Genomic DNA, 16,047 nt, shown 5'->3' on the forward strand with positions numbered 1-16,047 from the left:
CGCCAGCTACCGGTGATCCATTGGTTTGTTTAACGCCTCATCTCCCCACCATCACCGCATACATCTTCCCGGAACGATATACCGATGCCCGCTCGCCCAGTTTGACCATATTCCTGAAACCCGCCTCCGCAAAAAGCTTTCCCAGCGCCTGCTGCGTAATTGGATAAGGCACCCAGGGATTTGCCTGGGTAGTTTCATACTCCACGATTATAAACACGCCGCTTTCCGGAAGGCGGTTCTTTAAACGCCCGATCAGCGCAGCTTTATCAGCGATATAATGCAGGGAATTCGCCATCACGATACCTTGCAGTTCGGGCAATTCAAAATCCTCCAGCGAAAAATCCGCCTGCCGGCGTTCCACGGTTATGCCCGCAGGAATGGGGTAGGGCAGGCTGCCTGCCCGCTGCTTGTCAATAGCAAGCACGGTACTGCCGGCAGGCAGCAAATGCGCCAGGGCGGCCGAGAATAGGCCTTCGCCGCAGCCAAGGTCCGCATACACGCCGGCTGGCAGCCCCGTGGTATGAATCAATGTAATGGCATCTTTTAACTCCATCGTTTTAAGTTAGTGTATTTTTTATTATGTTTGAGCCAACGGAAAACCTGTATGGATGTACATGTTAACCTGTTGTTTTAACCCGGTGGACTATCAGTCATGTTTTTTCTGGCCTCCAGGCGAGCGTCCGCGCCAGCCTACCTTCGCCGTAAAATGAAATAGTATGGAAACAACAATCATCTGCGCCACATGTGGTACCCAATACCAGGCGGCCCCTGCTGATAATCTCTGCTTCATCTGTAAGGACGACCGGCAATACCTGCCGGAAGGCGGCCAGCAGTGGACGACGCCGGCGGAACTGGCGGCCACGCATCGCGTGCAGATCCGGCAACTGGAACCTGCCTTGTTTGAACTGCAGATCAGCCCGAAATTCGGCATAGGCCAGCGGGCATTGCTGGTACTGCACCCGGAAGGAAATTTGTTGTGGGATTGCATCCCGCTGCTGGATCAGGCAGCGGTGGATTTTATACGCGAAAAAGGTGGACTCCGCGGCATTGCCATCTCCCACCCACATTATTATAGTAATATGCGCTACTGGGCACAAATGTTCGATTGCCCGGTGTACCTGCATGAAAAAGATAAGTCCTATATCGTGGACCATCATCCCCGGGTGCATAACTGGGCCGGCACTACGCTGGACCTGAGCGCCGGTCTTCGTATAGTCAACACCGGTGGTCACTTCCCCGGCAGCTGCGTGCTGCTCACAGGCGATACCCTACTCTGCGGAGATACCATGTACCTCTCGCCCAGCATGCGACACCTGGCAGTGATGTACAGCTATCCTAACCGCATTCCCTTACCGGTGGCCGAAGCCAGAGCTGTGATGGAACAGATCATGGCGCTGCCTTTCAGCAACCTGTATGGCTTTTTTGACTACCAGCAGCTGCACGGGAATGCCAAACAAATACTGCAACAATCGATGGACTGGTACCAGTCCTGAATAAATAAGGCCAATGAATAAATATTCCTTCCGTTTTTTAAGCAATAAAGTAAATCCATACCTGTTCGCAGGCATACTCTCCCCGTTTGTGACCATCTGGCTGGTTATATTCCTGGACGTGGTGAACGTACCGCTGATGATGTGCGCCATACTGGCGCCAATTGTATTTGCCGCCATCATGATGTTTAAGAAAGGAAGGGCCCGGGACGAAATCACCCTGGACGATAAAGGATTTACCTCCACCTACTATGGGCGGGTCAATTTTGCGGATATTGAAGGAGTAGTCAACCTGCCCTGGTACCAGCGCAACCCGCCTACCATGGTGCTGAAACTTAAATCCGGGAAAAGACTAAGGTGGAACCTCACCTGGAAGGGAAGTTTTTTCAACAGTACTAAAGATGCCGAGGTATTTGATGCCTTTACGTCCGCCTTGATCGAGCGGTTACATCAATTTTCTCCCCCTAAAAATCCATTTACCGGCAACGCCCAACACCAGGATTTAAGTACGCTGGCAGGCCAGTTACAGGAGGAGAAAAAAAGGAATAACAACCCCGTATGGGCGATCCCGTTAGGCGTAGTAGTAGCGCTGACGGCGCTGGTGCGCACCTGCGGGAAAGACTGGCTGCCGAACCGCGGTCCCGATTTCGGGAAAATTGCCGCCGTGCAGGAGCAACTCTACGAGGAAAACATGGCCACTGCCATGCGGGTCATGGATTCTATGATGAAGGTCAACGGGCCGGCATTTATGTACACCAATGATACCGGCGCAACGCTGCGGCAGGCGCCGGACCTGGATATCGAAGAAACTCCCGGCATCAGGGTCTTTCAGCAAACAGCCGCCAACATGGCGCTGAAGCGGTTCATCGCACACCCGGATTCCTTCCCGCCGCAGCTTTACGTGATCGGGTCAGACAGCGTGTACAGAAAATTGAGGAAGAGTATCCTGAATATGAACGACAGCGCTACGCGGTTCCTGTTTATCCGCGTGTACGACACATTCCAGCATATTAAACCCTTGCGCTACCCGGGTAGGGAATATGACAGTACCAAAGACAAGGTCTATGACCTGACCACCGCCATCCCGGTTTACGATACCACGAAGTTGGGCGAGGCGATCGACCAGGCTTTCCCGGCCATGCATTTTATGCTGGCGCAGGTGCGCCACCGCTCTTCGTTTAAGGTGTACCTCGCAGGCCGCCAGAGCGACGGTGTGCCGGAAGCCTTGTTTCAACGGGCGGTGCGGGAGCTGAATAAGCAGTTGCATGCAGTGAAGGCCGATACCAGCAGGTTTGTAACGAAAACGTTTTTTAAGTAAGGGGGAGTTTCAACGGTGACTTACCCGAAGCGGCAAAAAGGAAGGACATAAATTTTCCGCGATAGCATCAGCGGACATAATACACCGGTTGTATTTCAAATTATGATACTCACAAAAATGCCCCCGCAAGGCCGGGGGCATTTTAATGCTATACCATTCATATTGATCTTGCAAAGATCCTGCGCGAAAAGCAGATCGCGTTTATTATCCTCTGCCAATTTACTTAATCGCCGCCATCAGCTTTTCGGCCACTCCGATTGAAGATGCCGGGTTCTGGCCGGTGATCAGCAGGCCATCCTGCACGGAAAATGGCTGCCAGTTATCGGTTTTCTCATATATCCCGCCATTGGCTTTCAGCATATCTTCCAGCAGGAAAGGCACTACCTTGGTCAGTTGTACGCCTTCTTCCTCGGTGTTGCTGAAGCCTGTTACTTTTTTACCTTTTACCAGCGGTTCGCCATTGGCCGTTTTCACATGTTTCAGGGCAGCAGGCGCATGGCATACCAGTGCGGCCGGCTTGTTATGTTGCACGAAGCTGGCAATCAGCGCCGCGCTGGTCTTATCTTCCGCGAGGTCCCACATCGGGCCGTGGCCGCCGGGATAAAATACGGCATCAAAGTCGTCCTGCTTCACATCCGCCAGTTTAACGGTATGCGCCAGTTTATCTTCGGTGGCTTTGTCGCTGTAGAATCGTTTGGTCGCTTCCGTTTGAGCGCCGGGGTCGGTACTCTTCGGATCGATAGGGGCAGGGCCGCCCTTCGGAGAGGCGATGGTTACCTGTACGCCTTTGTCGGTCAGGAAGTAATAAGGGGCGGCAAATTCTTCGATCCAGATGCCTGTCTTTTCGCCGGTATTGCCGAGATCCGCATGGGAGGTAACTACAAACAATACCTTTTTGGGTTGGGTGTTATTGTTGCTCATTTGTGAAAAACCTTTTAAGGTGGTTAAAATGATCACTGTACTTAACAGTAACTTTGCTACGATGTTCATTTGCATTGTTAATTTGATAACGCAAAGTTCTATCGGCCATGCTTAGCCACACAGGAGGTATGTCACAAAATTCGTGTGATATAGGTCACATTACCCGCTCTTTTTCGAATACAACCTGCTCAGCGTTTCCCGGCTCACGCCCAGGAAGGCCGCCAGGTCCTGTTTGGGCACTACCTGGAACAGGGAAGGGTATTGCTGCAGCAATTGTTCATAGCGGTCTTTAGCATTGTGGGTTAACATGGAGAGTATCCGCCGTTGCAGGCCCACGTAGCCCATGGCATTTTTCTTACGCCAGAAGTGTTCCACCTTGTGCATCTCCGCGCAAAGGCGCTCCTTATCCTCCTGGGCAATATAATACACCTCTGTAGGGGCCACCGCTTCCAGGAAGATGCTGGAAGGCGTGTGGGTGTAGAGCGCCTGGTAATCGCTCGTCCACCAGTCGGCCAGCGCAAAGGAGAGGATATGCACCTTGTCCGCACTGTCCACCACGTACGCTTTCAGGCAGCCTTTCACTACAAAATACTCGTGCATCACAGGGTCGCCCTCCTGCAGTAAAAATTGCTTCTTCATGACCTTCCGCTGCTTGAAAAAGCTGCTGATGTAGGCAAATTCAGCGTCTGAAAGTGGAATGATTTTCTCGAAATGATCACGTAGTACCTGCATGGCGTAAAGATAGGGAGTTAGGGAGATATAAACCCTTCTTTGCTCCTGTTTGTTAGTCTGGAAAAAGGCACACTATGAACAAACCAAATACAACGTGGCCGGCGTTAAGCTATATGGCCTGGAAGGACACACTGGCTACCGTGCATCTCTGGACGCAGATAGTAGGTAAGATCCGGCTGCGGACCATGCCCTGGGTGAATCATTCCTGGCATGTGACATTCCACATTGCCCCGGACGGGCTCAGTACCGGCAGCATGCCTTATCAACACGGCCTCTTTGAGATCGGCTTTGATTTTATCCATCACCGCCTCCGCATCGCCACCAGCCAGGGCGCCCGCCGGGAAATTCCGCTGCAACCCATGACGGTAGCGGATTTTTACCGTACCCTCTTCGATACCCTGGCCCAACTGGATATAGATGTTTCCATTCACGATATGCCGGCGGAGCTGCCGGGCGCCATCCCGTTCACGGAGGATACCGTGCATGCGGCTTACGACAAGGATCGTGTGGCCGGCTTCTGGCAGGCCATGGTACTGGTTTACGACGTCTTTACCCGCTTCCGTACCCGCTTTACCGGCAAATGCAGCCCGGTGCATTTCTTCTGGGGCTCGTTTGACCTGGCGGTGACCCGCTTTTCCGGCAGGAGCGCGCCCCTGATCCAGAGCGGAGCGCCCAATACGCCCACGGCCGTTATGCAGGAAGCCTATTCCAAAGAAGTCAGTTCCTGCGGCTTCTGGCCGGGCAACGAGCAATACCCTCATGCCGCCTTCTATGCTTACGCTTATCCTGTGCCGGAAAGCTTTGCAACGCAGCCGGTAAAGCCCGCCGCAGCTTTCTATAGCAAGGAAATGGGGGAGTTCCTGCTGAATTATGACGATGTGCAGCAGGCGGCTGATCCGGCTGCTACGCTCATGGACTTCCTCCAAACGACCTACGAGGCGGCGGCTAATACGGCCAACTGGGACCGGCAGCACCTGGAATGCGATTTGTCGCGTTATGAGCATGCCTATGGTTGCTTTCGTGTGGAAGAATAAAAAAAACGGCCGTTAATCAGGCCTTCGGTTGCTTTTGAATATCACTATTAATGCCCTGTCATCCATCATACCTCCCGTTGCATTCATCTGTACCAATAAAAAACCCGGCCATCAACATGGCCGGGATCCTGTTCTCATACTAAAATGCAACGCTTACGCGGTCATCCGGGATTATTTCCCGAAGACCTCCGTAAGTTTCTTGTTCAGCTCTTCGCCACGCAGGTTCATCGCAATAATGTTCCTGTGCTCGTCCAGCAGGAAGTTGGCCGGTACGGCACGAATGCCATAGAGGCGGCCCACTTCGTTGTTCCATCCCTTCAGGTCGGAAACATGCAGCCATGGCAGCCCGTCCTTGGCGATAGCCTCCAACCACTTGTCTTTATGGTCATCGAGGGAAACGGCAATAATTTCAAAACCCTGGTCTTTATATTTTTTGTACTGCTGCGTCAGGTTCGGATTCTCCGCCCTGCAAGGCCCGCACCAGCTGGCCCAGAATTCCAGTAATACATATTTCCCTTTTACATCGTCGAGCTTTACCGTCTTGTCATTCACATCCTTCTGCACAAACCGGGGCGCAGGCGCACCCACGTGAATGGTTTTTGCCGCGGCAATCCGCTGGCCCATTTCGCGCCCCTGGTCACTGTTGCGCAGCTCCGCGCTCATCGCCTTGTAAATAGGCTCCACTCTTTTTACATCCACCGGGCTGCCCGTCCCTTCAGACAAGGCCACCATGCCGAAGTAGGCTTTTGGATGCGTTTTTGCAAACTCCAGCTGCTTTTCCGCCCGGGCCTTCATGCGCTGGCGGTACTCGTTGTTGAGGTTTTTCATGAAGTTGGTATCCTGGCGCTGCTCCGGCGTGGCTGCCGCCACTTGGCCATTGGCCCACTTGTTCAGGTCCATGATGGTGCCGCCAATGAATTTGTTGTAAGCCGTAAACTCATCGTACACTTTAGAGCCGGTGATTTTCGCGTTGGCGAGCGAGTCAGCGGAGCTGATCTTTATCTGCTCCTTACCAAAGTAGAAGTAGATCACATCGCCGGTGTACACCGCCTTCATTTTGCCGGACCCGTCATGGCTCAACGCCAGCCGCGCATAGGAGTAGCCCTCACTATTACCCTTAAACGTAAATTTTCCGTTTACGAGGGCGGCGCTGTCCTCTTTGCCCGCGCCGTTGGACATATAGTCGATATAAGCCATGGCAGGGCTTCCCAGCTTGCCTATGTTCCCTTCGATCGTGAAGGTTCCCTGTTGTGCCTGCGCTGCCAGGGGCAGGGCAATTGCAGCGGTTAATATGATCTTCCTCATCATTATTGCTTGTTATATTTTACGTTTGGATAATCTTCCTGCGCATTGAGGAACTGCTGCTCGTACTCCATCGACCAGCCGAAGGCCAGCTTAGCCTGCTCTTTCAGGTTCACGCCGGCAGCGCCGCTCATGAAGTGTACAAATTCGCCCATGTTCACATCCTGCGTGTATTCCTGGAAACCGTTGCCGTTGGGCTGATGGTCCAGGTTTTCGGACAGCAGTCTGAAGTAGTTGGTCAGGACTTTCGTTTGCCCGTATTTGGAATACACAGGGTACCACCAATCCCTGAACCAGTAGGTTTTAGCCAGGGGATAGGTCGCATAGTTGGTTTGGTACTCCGCGAGCCAGGCATCCGCCAGGGCCGTCATACCGGTGTTCAGGTAGCAGTCGTATATGAATATATCCTGGAACTTGCTGTCGCCCCACAGTTTGGCGGTAGGAGAGTACTTGATGCTGAGACTTCCGCCTTCCACGATATGACTGATTTCATGGGTAAATACCGCCGTCATCACGGCCGTATCTTTCCACATGGTAGAACTTACGACCACGGCATTTTTATAATCACAGATATTATCCATGTAGTTGGCCAGCGTGGCGGTGAGGCCGTTGCCGGTCATGTATTCCTTGTCGTGCAGGTAGAGGCGCAGCCGCGGGTCCGCCCCAAACTCGCCATAGGTAGCCTTGGTGTATTGCCAGATCTTCGATACCGCAGGGTTGAAATAATGCAGCGTCGTGTCCATATCCGGCCCCAGGTAAGTGGCGATCTGATCGTCCGCATAGCTCAGTTTCATGAGGGACTGGTAACCGAACCAATGCTCCTGCACCGTTGCCGGCAGCTGGTTATAGTCCGGCGCTGCGGCTTCGTCGTCTGATTTGGAACAGGAAGTCAACAAGGCCGCTCCCAGTACCATCAACTTATATAAAGGTTTCATCGTCTGTTTGATTGTTATTTAAACTAGTCCTTGTACGTAACACCCCGGAAGTCGTCTGTTTGATTGTTGTTTAAACTAGTCCTTGTACGTAACCCCCCGGAAGTCGTCTGTTTAATTATTCCTTAAACTAATCCTTGTACGTAACGCCCGGAAAATCCATCCGCGCTTGTTTGAATTCCGCATCGCACGCCTCCGTCCAGCCAAAAGCAGTAGTAGCCTGGGCTTTCAGGTTTACGCCGGCAGCGCCGCTCATAAAGTGAATGTACTCGCCCAGGTTCATGCGGCGGGTGTATTCCGGGAATCCCAGCTCCGCCGTGTTGGCCTTTGGAAAGTATTTGGAGAGCAATACAAAGAACTGGCTGAGCACTTTTTCCTCCCCGTATTTCGTGTAAATAGGTAACCACCAGTCGCGGAACCAGTGGCTGCCCTTGGCGGGGTAGTCCACCTCGTCGTCCAGGTAATACATATGCCAGGCATCCGCCTTCGCCTTCATGCCCAGCTTGCGGTACACATCGTACACGAAAATGTCCTGCCACTTGCTGTCCCCCCAGACGGTGAAGGCAGGGGAGCCTTTTACGCTGTTGGTGGCGCTTTCCACGATGTGGCACACTTCATGGATCAGCCCTGGTTCAGGGAACACGAAGTTGTCCCAGTTGGTGGTACTGAAATCCACGATATTTTTATTGTCCCCGCTGGAATCTGGGTAGTACTGCGGCTGGCCTACGTTGCCATACCCGCCGCCGTGCAGCACTACGTACAGGCGTGGGTCGGGCCCCATTTCGCCATATACTTCCTTCGCATATTTCCAGGTTTTGGACATCAGTTCATAAGGCCAGGTCACCATGGGCGATACGGATGGGTCCTTGTAAACGGCCACCTGTTCATCATAATAGGCGAGGGTGAGCCGCTGGTTATGTTCCAGCCAATGTTCCTGCCATACGCTGTCCGGCTTTGGGCCTTTGTTGACGATCGCTTCGTTGTTGTCAGATTTGCTGCACGACAGCAGGACGATGCCAAGCAGTCCCGCTATCATGCAGTGAATGTATTTATGAGTGTTCATAGGGTGCTGATTTATTTTCTGATTACAATGCCTACCGGTTCGCCTGGGATACCGTCTACCCGGTTGGTGATCACGCCGTTTTTGCCTACGCTGACGTCCAGCGTCAGGATGCTGCCTTCCACGCCCGCGGTGAGCTGTGTGCCGTCCGCATTGAGCTGGAGCATCGTCACCTTCTTGCCGCCGAAGTTGGCGTCCAGTGGCTTTAACTCTTCGTTGAGCGGGTTGTAACGGTAGATTTTATCGTCGGAGGTGAAGTAGAACACATCCACGGCGGTGCGCTGCCAGCGCGTATCCGGGCGCAGCAAGGCCGAGCCGGCAAACACGCGCTTGCGGGTAGGCTTGATGGTGCGCAGGTCGTAATTGCTCATGTCCACCGTAAACGTGTATTCGTACACGTTACCATCGGTCGATTTATAGAACGCGTACGACACGCTGGGCACCGGGTTCATAAACAGCAGCTGGCCGGGGCCCAGGTTGGCAGGGTTGAATGCGTTGCCCACCACCTGGTAATCGCTGCCCATGAAGTTGCCGTTGTTATCAAAGGTCACAAAGCCATGGCGGATGGTATCAAATCCAAAGAAGAAATTATACCGGTTGTAAAACGGCGCCAGGTAATAGTTCCCGATCTGCATGCTGGAAAACTTCCCGAAGTCCGGCGCAAACGGTGCGGTGGACGTAATGCTCAGGTACAGCTTCCCGTTGATGATGCCCGTAGGCACGCCCTGCGCGCCGTTGAAAGCCTGCGTTTCCAGCGGGCTGGGCGGGTTGAAGAACTGCTCGTTGAAGTAGCGCTTACGCAGCATGGTGCTGCCGTCGATGATCACGCTGGGCTTTGCAGGGTCTTTGCAGATCACCCAGTAATCCTCCACGCTGCCTTCCTGGTAAGCCAGCGGCTTGGCAAACAGCTGCACGGGATTATTCGGCAGGTCCTCGTTGTGGAGGGCGTGGTAGAGGTCCGCGTTCACGGTACTGTCCGGCCGGATGAACGACAAACGGGTCACCCCCTTATCATTGCTCAGCACCACGGCGCCTTTGGAAAAGCGCGTCCCGCCGTTGATTTTGAACTTATAGAAATATTTCATCCCGTTGCGTATGTCCGTCACCGTTAGTTTGGCGGCGCGTTCCATCGGCTTCAGGTTGTACACTATTTTCAACGGGTAGCCGGTATAGTGGTCTGCCCGCGCCTCTTCCGCCACGAGGATTTCCCATTCAAAGCTCAGGTCCTTCGCAGGGTCCCCGTCTTCCAGGTACACATACGGACGGATGATCAGGGAGTCGCCCACGATCGCATCCACGGTGCTGTTGTTGAGGTCCGCCACCAGCGGCTCGCTCGGGGCATGGTAATCGTAATTGCCGAGGTCTTTTTTGCAGGCCGCCAGCCAGAGGGCGCCCATTAAAAGCAAACCTGTTATCCTGTAATACATAATAATATTTTTAGAAGAGGACTTGGCCCCCGTTTTCATCAATAAACACATACTTGTTGGCAGTAGGGAAGTACTGTAGTCTGAAACGCTTGGTAGGGGCCGACTTGCTGTAGAAGTCATAGTCGCCCGTATTGTCGTTCCGCTTTTCCAGTACATAGCCGGACTCCGGATGCTCATTCACCCACTCAAACGGGTAGTTGAGCAAATAGCTGGTGTTGGCGATGTAATAGAGCGTGCGCGGAATTTCCAGGTACCAGTCGGGGTAGGAGTTAGGGATCACCAGGTCCGTAGTGCCGGAGCTGATGAGGAATAACTGGTGCTTCACGCGGGAGTACCGGCCCAGCTGCCCCCAATACATCCACCAGGCGGGTTCTTCCAACCGGGATGAAAACAGGATGCGTTTGGAACGGATCCTTCCCGGCAGGTCGCTGGCAAAGTCCTTCCCGCCGCTCACTTCCAGCGTAAGGTCTACGGATTTATTGATCAGCGCGGTATCCACGTTCAGCAACACGATGGGGATGCTGATGGTACCTGAATCCGCCGGCATGGTATAAGTGGATTTCAGTGGCTCGTAATGCAGTCCGCGAACGGCGGAGGAAGCCCTGTCTACCGCCGTCACCACAAATTCCCGGTCGTGGTCCGCCACTTTCCCGGAGATGATCACCGGCAGCCAGATGGTATCGCGTTCCAGGTCCGGATGGTACGCGAACGAATACACGAGGCTGTCCGTATTTTTATAATTCAGGTAGATATTGTCCCTGCTGAGGTCATAAGGCCCTATTTCTTCTTTCGTACAGCTATATAACAGGCAGGCAAGAACAGCGATAACGGATAATCTTTTCATGGTAGTCTGTTAATTGTTTCTGTAAGCGTTTTCGTCATCAGGAAGCGGGAACACGAAGATGGCGTTGGAAGCCGGCTTCGAGCTGGTAGCGTTGATGGTTACCGCATGGTTCAGGCGCTTGTACATGTAGAACAGCTGGCTCTCGCCGTAAAATTCTTTCCTCGCTTCCTTGAGCAGCAGCTCTATAAAATCAGGCTTACCGGCTACGCTGCTCACCGTATTGCCAATACCCCGCATGGCCCGGGCCGTGTTGAAGTATTTGAGCGCGCGTGGCTGGTCCTTGCCAAAGCTGGCCTCCGCGGCGATGTAGTACATTTCCGTCAGTCGAATGGCCGGCGCTACCAGCGGGTGGATGTTGGTGAGCGGCGCCGCATTGCGGTAGTATTTCTGCAATACGCCGCGGTCAGGTCCGCCCGTTGTGGAAGCGGTGTTCAGGAACCATTGCTTCAGGCGCCAGTCCTCCGCGCCCACGGTGCCCACTTCATAAATCTCGTTCACCTGCGCCATCGTGCCGCTGAAAGCCGGATTCTGCTTGGTAAAGCGGGCCTGCAGCTGGTCGATGATCGTCTTGGTTTCGGTATAAAAACAGCTGATCAACTCCTTGTAAAATATGCGGTCGCGTTTCTGGATATCCGTCTGGAAGAAGTCCTCCTGCTTCGTGGCCGGGAATTTGGCGGAGAGGATCACCTCTTCCGCATTGCTCAGCGCATTTGCCAAATCGTTTTTGTACAGGTACACGCGGGCGAGCTCCCCGCAAACGGCAAAGTAGTTCATCCGGTGCCGCCTGTTCTGCATAAACAGGTCCGCATCTTTTAATTCACTCGCCGCCGGGTCGGATGCATAGCCGATCACGTAAGCGGAAAAGCGGATAGGATCAGCTGCCAGCAGCGCTTTGGCAGCCGTCAGGTCCTTCAGCACACTGTCCAGCGAAGCCGCCACGGTGGAGAAAGGCGTGGACGTAGTACCCACCTTCGTCACATACGGAATGCCTTTCAGCGTAGGTCCGTTCACGTAGGAAGGCGCAAATAAACGCAGCATGTCAAAATGCAGGTAAGCCCGCATTGCCAGCGCTTCCCCTTTGATGAGGCGATAGTTGCCGTTGGAGAAGAGGGTGGTATCCTTGTCAATTGCCTGCAGCAAATAGTTACAGTTGGCAATAGCGCTGTAGGCATTGGACCAGATTTCGATAATGGCGCCTTTGATGGTGCCGTTCGAGTACTGGAAATTGGCGATCTCCTGGTAGCCGATATCGTTGAACTGGTAGTTCTGGGCCATCACGTCCAGCAGGTTGTAGGTGAGCTGACCACCGTACAGCGAAGTGCCGGCGCATTTGGTATAAATGCCGTTCAGCGCTTCTTTAAAGCCCTGCTCTGATTTAAAGAGTTCATCCTTATCTACCTGCGATTCCGGTTTGATATCCAGGAATTTCTTGCAGGACGCCAGCGACACGCCGAGGCTGAATATGAAGAGTAATTTTTTCATGGTCGTTGCATTTTAGAAGGTAGCGAGTATAGAGCAGGTCAGGCTCCTGGCAAATGGATAATCGATACCGCGTTCCTGCTTCACGCTGGTGAGGCGGAGGATATCGTTCATGGTAACGGCGCCGCGGAGCGACTGCAGCCCGATGCTCCTGGCCACGGACTGCGCCAGGTCATAGGAGAAATACAGGGATTGCAGTTCCAGCAGGTTCTCCTTCTGGATAAACCGGCTGCTGGCGTAAGTGGTGGTCAGGTCCATGACGTTTTTGTACAGGGCCTGGTCGCCGGGTTGCTGCCAGCGCATAGTCATAGCGCGACTATCGACATTAAACCGCGGATCGGCGTTTTCGATACGGTCTACCAGCGTCTGGTTGTACATGTCGCCGCCGAATTTGTAATGGAAGCTGAAGCTCACCATCCATTGCTTCCAGGTGATATTGCTGCCGAAGAAGCCTTCCGCTTTCGGCGTGTAATCGCCGATAGGCTGGGTGTTCTGCACATCGTAATCATACGTGAGTTTGCCATCCAGCGTTTCGTATATCTCGCGGCCATTCTGCGGATCGATGCCGTGGGATTTAACGCCGTAGATCGTGTTGTAGGACTGCCCTTCCTTGAAGCGCAGCAGCGGCGTGCCCTGGGCTTTCTTGTCCGGGTCCAGCTGGTATTTGTTCACGTTTTCGTTATAGGCTTTCAGCGCGTTGGAAATACGTACAATCGTGTTGGTGTTATGCGCCAGGTTGCCCGTGAGGTTGATGTTCAGGTGTTCTTTACGCAGCGCGTTTACCGTCAAATACAACTCATAGCCTTTGTTGGCCATGTCCCCCAGGTTTTCCTTGTAGGTGGAAAAACCGGTGCTGGGCGCAATGTTGATGTCTGTCAGCAAACCTTTCGTGAGCTTGTAGTAATACACGGGCGTCAGTACGATCCGGTCCTGCAGGAGGCCAATCTCCGCGCGGGCTTCGTAGTTGGTGGTCTTCTGCCATTGCAGGTTGTCGTTACCATAGGTATTCACGACCGCGCCGATGCCGGTAGAATACCAGTTGGACGTTTGATACGCGTACGTCGTACGGGCCAGGAACGGCGGGAAGTCCACCGAGCCGGTTACGCCGGAAGTAGCCGCCAGCTTGAGCCTGGACAGTGCGGGGAAAGTGCTTTTAAAGAAGTCTTCATTATGCACATTCCAACCGATACCGCCTGACCAGAAGGGCGCAAACCGTTTGTTGGCGCCGAATGCGGAGGAACCATCCAGTCGCACCGCGGCATCAAACAAATACCTGTTTTTATAAGAGTAGCTGCCGCTGAAGAAGGAGCCGATCAGGCGCCGTTCTTCCACGCTGCCTTTAGGCGCCGCATTGGGCGTATAGGTGCGGGCGAAGGCGATGCTGGAAAATTTATCGTTGGTAAATCCGCGGGCCTGGAAGCCTTTGAAGTCCGTGGTAGCGGCGGTTACGTTGGCGCCCAGCACCGCGTTCACGGAGTGATCCCCATGGATGAGTTTATTGTACACCATGCGGATGTTCCCGTCCAGGTTGAGGGAGCGGGTGGCGGCATAGTCGTAGCTGCCTTTGTTCATGGCTTCTTCCGGCGGATCGAGGTAGAACTGGTTGCTGAAGGGGGATATAAACCTGTCGCTGGTGGTCCGCGTGCTGTTCAGGCTCATGAGGCCTATCACGCGCAGGGCAGGGGTGATGCGCCAGTCGGCGGAAAACGCATCGATCAGTTCAGTATAAGCCGTTTTATCAAAGTTACCGAGGGAGGCTTCATACAGCGGGTTGAGTACCGGCACATTTTTATACTGGTCTTCGCCCGGCTGGTGGGTGTCCACCCGCCAGTTGGAAATTTCCCGGATGAGCTTTCCGTCTGCCCCGTAAATAGGATAATAGGGGTTCATGAGCACATAATCCGTAAAGCTGCCGTAGTTGGAGTTGCGGGCGTTTACCTGCGTAACCGTGAGGTCGTTTTTAAGTACCAGCTTACGGTTAGGGTTATACGTAAAGCTCATGCCGCCGCTGTAGCGGTCGCGCCCTGAATTTTTCATCACCCCGGGGTCGGTTTGATAGCGGAGGTCCACACCGTAGCGGAAAGTAGAGTCGCCGCCTTCCACGTACACGGAATGCTTCTGGGAGTAGGCGTTGCGCAGCGGTTGTGCGAGCCAGTACGTATTTACGCCGCTCACCACGTTTTTGTATTTGGAATAGTATTGCGCATCCAATTCTTCCTGGGTGTTGGCGCTGCTGTTGCCGGTGGTATAGAGGCCGGCCATTTTTTCGTAGGCCAGTTTGTCGGCGGCATTGAGTACGCTGTAGCCGGTGAGGTCCGGCGCGGTGGCCTTCATTTCCGCGTTGTAGGTGAGCCGCAGCTTGCCGGGCACCGGCGCTTTGGTGGTGATCACGATTACGCCGTTGGCTGCCCTGGAGCCATATACCGCCGTAGCGGCAGCGTCTTTGAGGATGGTCACGGAAGCGATGCGGTTGATATCCATGTCCACCACTTTTTGCAGGGGAACTTCAAACCCGTCCATGATAAACACCGGCAGGTTGTAGGAGCTGGAAAGGTTGTTCCTGTCCAGTATTTCCCCGTTGGGCATGGCGGTGGTACCGCGGATATTGATTTTGGGCATGGCGTTGGGGTCGGAGCCGAGCAGGTTGTTTTCCCCGATCCGGAAGGAGGGATCAAAGGAGGCCAGGCCTTTGAGCATGTTCTGGGGGTTGAGCCGCTTCAGGTCCTCGCCCTTTACCACGATGGCATTACCCGTATAGTTGTCTTTTTTGATCACCTGGTAACCCGTTACCACCACGTCGTTCAGCGCGCTGGATTTGGGGGATAGCAGGATAGGCCGGTTCCTGATGGCGCTTACCGGCACTTCCTTGGTGTTGTAGCCAACGCTGGAAAGCACCAGCACGTCCCCGTCCTTGGCTTTGATGGAAAACTGGCCTTTGTCGTTACTGAGCGCCCTTTCGGTGGAGTTTTTCACGTACACCGATACGGCGATCATCAGTTCCTTGGTCAGACTGTCCACAATGCGGCCGAGGATGGTGCTGTCCGCCTGTATCATGGCGCTGATGGCCGGTTCTGACAAACTCGGTTTATCCGTTGCCGTTATAACAATTGTTTTGTTGACAATTGTAAAATTGAGCCTGAATTTTTTCAGGCAGGTTTGCAGCGCATCCTCGAGGGTAGCATTTTTGATGTCTACATCGGTTTTGAGTTCCGCAGGATTTACATTTCCCTTGTAGAAAAAGGTGAAGCCTGTTTGCTTTTTGATGTCGGCGAAAATGCTTTCCAGGGAAGCGTTTTGCCGGTTGATCGTCACATGCTGACCCATTGCGTACACGGGCAGGTGCAGCAGGAAGATCAGCGGCAGCAGCATCCATGCTTTCATAAGCAGGCACAAAGGTTTCCTTGCCTTCGTTGCGGGCAGCGAAGGAGGACAATGAAATTTGAATTTCATGTTGGTCTGATTTAGTCGATAAAATGTGCGGATAAACTACGGTTGGCAGGTCTTACTG

13 protein-coding genes are annotated in these 16,047 nt (G+C 53.5%); 3 read left to right on the forward strand and 10 right to left on the reverse strand.

Annotated features, from left to right (window positions below; genetic code table 11):
- Nucleotides 1-37: 37 nt before the first annotated feature.
- The gene (locus BOC67_RS02620; protein ID WP_291906904.1) at nt 38-553 is read right to left on the reverse strand and encodes a methyltransferase domain-containing protein; all 516 of its coding nucleotides are present in this window, start codon (nt 551-553) and stop codon (nt 38-40) included.
- A 163-nt stretch (nt 554-716) separates the two neighbouring features.
- Here BOC67_RS02620 and BOC67_RS02625 point away from each other — a divergent pair, with 163 nt between their 5' ends.
- Nucleotides 717-1,493: an MBL fold metallo-hydrolase gene (locus tag BOC67_RS02625; RefSeq protein ID WP_291906906.1), complete on the forward strand. Its 777-nt coding sequence runs from the start codon at nt 717-719 to the stop codon at nt 1,491-1,493.
- A gap of 13 nt (nt 1,494-1,506) precedes the next feature.
- Complete coding sequence (locus BOC67_RS02630) at nt 1,507-2,808, forward strand: DUF4229 domain-containing protein (RefSeq protein WP_291906909.1); 1,302 nt, start codon at nt 1,507-1,509, stop codon at nt 2,806-2,808.
- Between the two features lie 219 nt (nt 2,809-3,027).
- On the opposite strand, the gene BOC67_RS02635 is transcribed toward BOC67_RS02630, so the two are convergent.
- Entirely contained in the window at nt 3,028-3,729 is a 702-nt protein-coding gene (locus tag BOC67_RS02635; RefSeq protein WP_367115517.1) for a type 1 glutamine amidotransferase domain-containing protein, read from the reverse strand.
- A gap of 159 nt (nt 3,730-3,888) precedes the next feature.
- Complete coding sequence (locus BOC67_RS02640; protein WP_291906915.1) at nt 3,889-4,461, reverse strand: Crp/Fnr family transcriptional regulator; 573 nt, start codon at nt 4,459-4,461, stop codon at nt 3,889-3,891.
- Nucleotides 4,462-4,535: 74 nt separating this feature from the next.
- On the opposite strand from BOC67_RS02640, the gene BOC67_RS02645 reads away from it, so the two are divergent.
- On the forward strand, nt 4,536-5,495 hold the full coding sequence (locus tag BOC67_RS02645) for a DUF5996 family protein (protein WP_291906918.1): 960 nt from the start codon (nt 4,536-4,538) through the stop codon (nt 5,493-5,495).
- A 171-nt stretch (nt 5,496-5,666) separates the two neighbouring features.
- On the opposite strand, the gene BOC67_RS02650 is transcribed toward BOC67_RS02645, so the two are convergent.
- The 7 genes from BOC67_RS02650 to BOC67_RS02680 form a co-directional block, all read right to left on the reverse strand.
- A complete protein-coding gene (locus tag BOC67_RS02650; RefSeq protein ID WP_291906921.1) occupies nt 5,667-6,803 on the reverse strand; it encodes a TlpA disulfide reductase family protein in 1,137 nt (378 codons plus the stop codon).
- A complete protein-coding gene (locus BOC67_RS02655) occupies nt 6,803-7,732 on the reverse strand; it encodes a hypothetical protein (protein ID WP_291906923.1) in 930 nt (309 codons plus the stop codon). The genes BOC67_RS02650 and BOC67_RS02655 overlap by 1 nt, the downstream gene beginning before the upstream one ends.
- Nucleotides 7,733-7,859: 127 nt before the next feature.
- A complete protein-coding gene (locus BOC67_RS02660) occupies nt 7,860-8,792 on the reverse strand; it encodes a hypothetical protein (protein WP_291906925.1) in 933 nt (310 codons plus the stop codon).
- 11 nt (nt 8,793-8,803) lie between these two features.
- Nucleotides 8,804-10,216, reverse strand: a complete 1,413-nt coding sequence (locus BOC67_RS02665) for a PKD-like family lipoprotein (RefSeq protein ID WP_291906927.1) — start codon at nt 10,214-10,216, stop codon at nt 8,804-8,806.
- Between the two features lie 10 nt (nt 10,217-10,226).
- On the reverse strand, nt 10,227-11,060 hold the full coding sequence (locus tag BOC67_RS02670; RefSeq protein WP_291906929.1) for a DUF4843 domain-containing protein: 834 nt from the start codon (nt 11,058-11,060) through the stop codon (nt 10,227-10,229).
- Nucleotides 11,061-11,069: 9 nt separating this feature from the next.
- Nucleotides 11,070-12,542: a RagB/SusD family nutrient uptake outer membrane protein gene (locus BOC67_RS02675; protein WP_291906931.1), complete on the reverse strand. Its 1,473-nt coding sequence runs from the start codon at nt 12,540-12,542 to the stop codon at nt 11,070-11,072.
- A gap of 12 nt (nt 12,543-12,554) precedes the next feature.
- Nucleotides 12,555-15,920, reverse strand: a complete 3,366-nt coding sequence (locus BOC67_RS02680) for a SusC/RagA family TonB-linked outer membrane protein (protein ID WP_291906934.1) — start codon at nt 15,918-15,920, stop codon at nt 12,555-12,557.
- Between the last annotated feature and the right edge of the window lie 127 nt (nt 15,921-16,047).

Origin of the sequence: Chitinophaga sp. CB10, from assembly GCA_001870995.2 — a bacterium.
Taxonomy (GTDB): domain Bacteria; phylum Bacteroidota; class Bacteroidia; order Chitinophagales; family Chitinophagaceae; genus Chitinophaga.

Coding starts and splice junctions, on each gene's coding strand:
- BOC67_RS02620 (WP_291906904.1), bottom strand. CDS start 553: ATGGAGTTAAAAGATGCCATTACATTGATTCATACCACGGGGCTGCCA.
- BOC67_RS02625 (WP_291906906.1), top strand. CDS start 717: ATGGAAACAACAATCATCTGCGCCACATGTGGTACCCAATACCAGGCG.
- BOC67_RS02630 (WP_291906909.1), top strand. CDS start 1,507: ATGAATAAATATTCCTTCCGTTTTTTAAGCAATAAAGTAAATCCATAC.
- BOC67_RS02635 (WP_367115517.1), bottom strand. CDS start 3,729: ATGAGCAACAATAACACCCAACCCAAAAAGGTATTGTTTGTAGTTACC.
- BOC67_RS02640 (WP_291906915.1), bottom strand. CDS start 4,461: ATGCAGGTACTACGTGATCATTTCGAGAAAATCATTCCACTTTCAGAC.
- BOC67_RS02645 (WP_291906918.1), top strand. CDS start 4,536: ATGAACAAACCAAATACAACGTGGCCGGCGTTAAGCTATATGGCCTGG.
- BOC67_RS02650 (WP_291906921.1), bottom strand. CDS start 6,803: ATGATGAGGAAGATCATATTAACCGCTGCAATTGCCCTGCCCCTGGCA.
- BOC67_RS02655 (WP_291906923.1), bottom strand. CDS start 7,732: ATGAAACCTTTATATAAGTTGATGGTACTGGGAGCGGCCTTGTTGACT.
- BOC67_RS02660 (WP_291906925.1), bottom strand. CDS start 8,792: ATGAACACTCATAAATACATTCACTGCATGATAGCGGGACTGCTTGGC.
- BOC67_RS02665 (WP_291906927.1), bottom strand. CDS start 10,216: ATGTATTACAGGATAACAGGTTTGCTTTTAATGGGCGCCCTCTGGCTG.
- BOC67_RS02670 (WP_291906929.1), bottom strand. CDS start 11,060: ATGAAAAGATTATCCGTTATCGCTGTTCTTGCCTGCCTGTTATATAGC.
- BOC67_RS02675 (WP_291906931.1), bottom strand. CDS start 12,542: ATGAAAAAATTACTCTTCATATTCAGCCTCGGCGTGTCGCTGGCGTCC.
- BOC67_RS02680 (WP_291906934.1), bottom strand. CDS start 15,920: ATGAAAGCATGGATGCTGCTGCCGCTGATCTTCCTGCTGCACCTGCCC.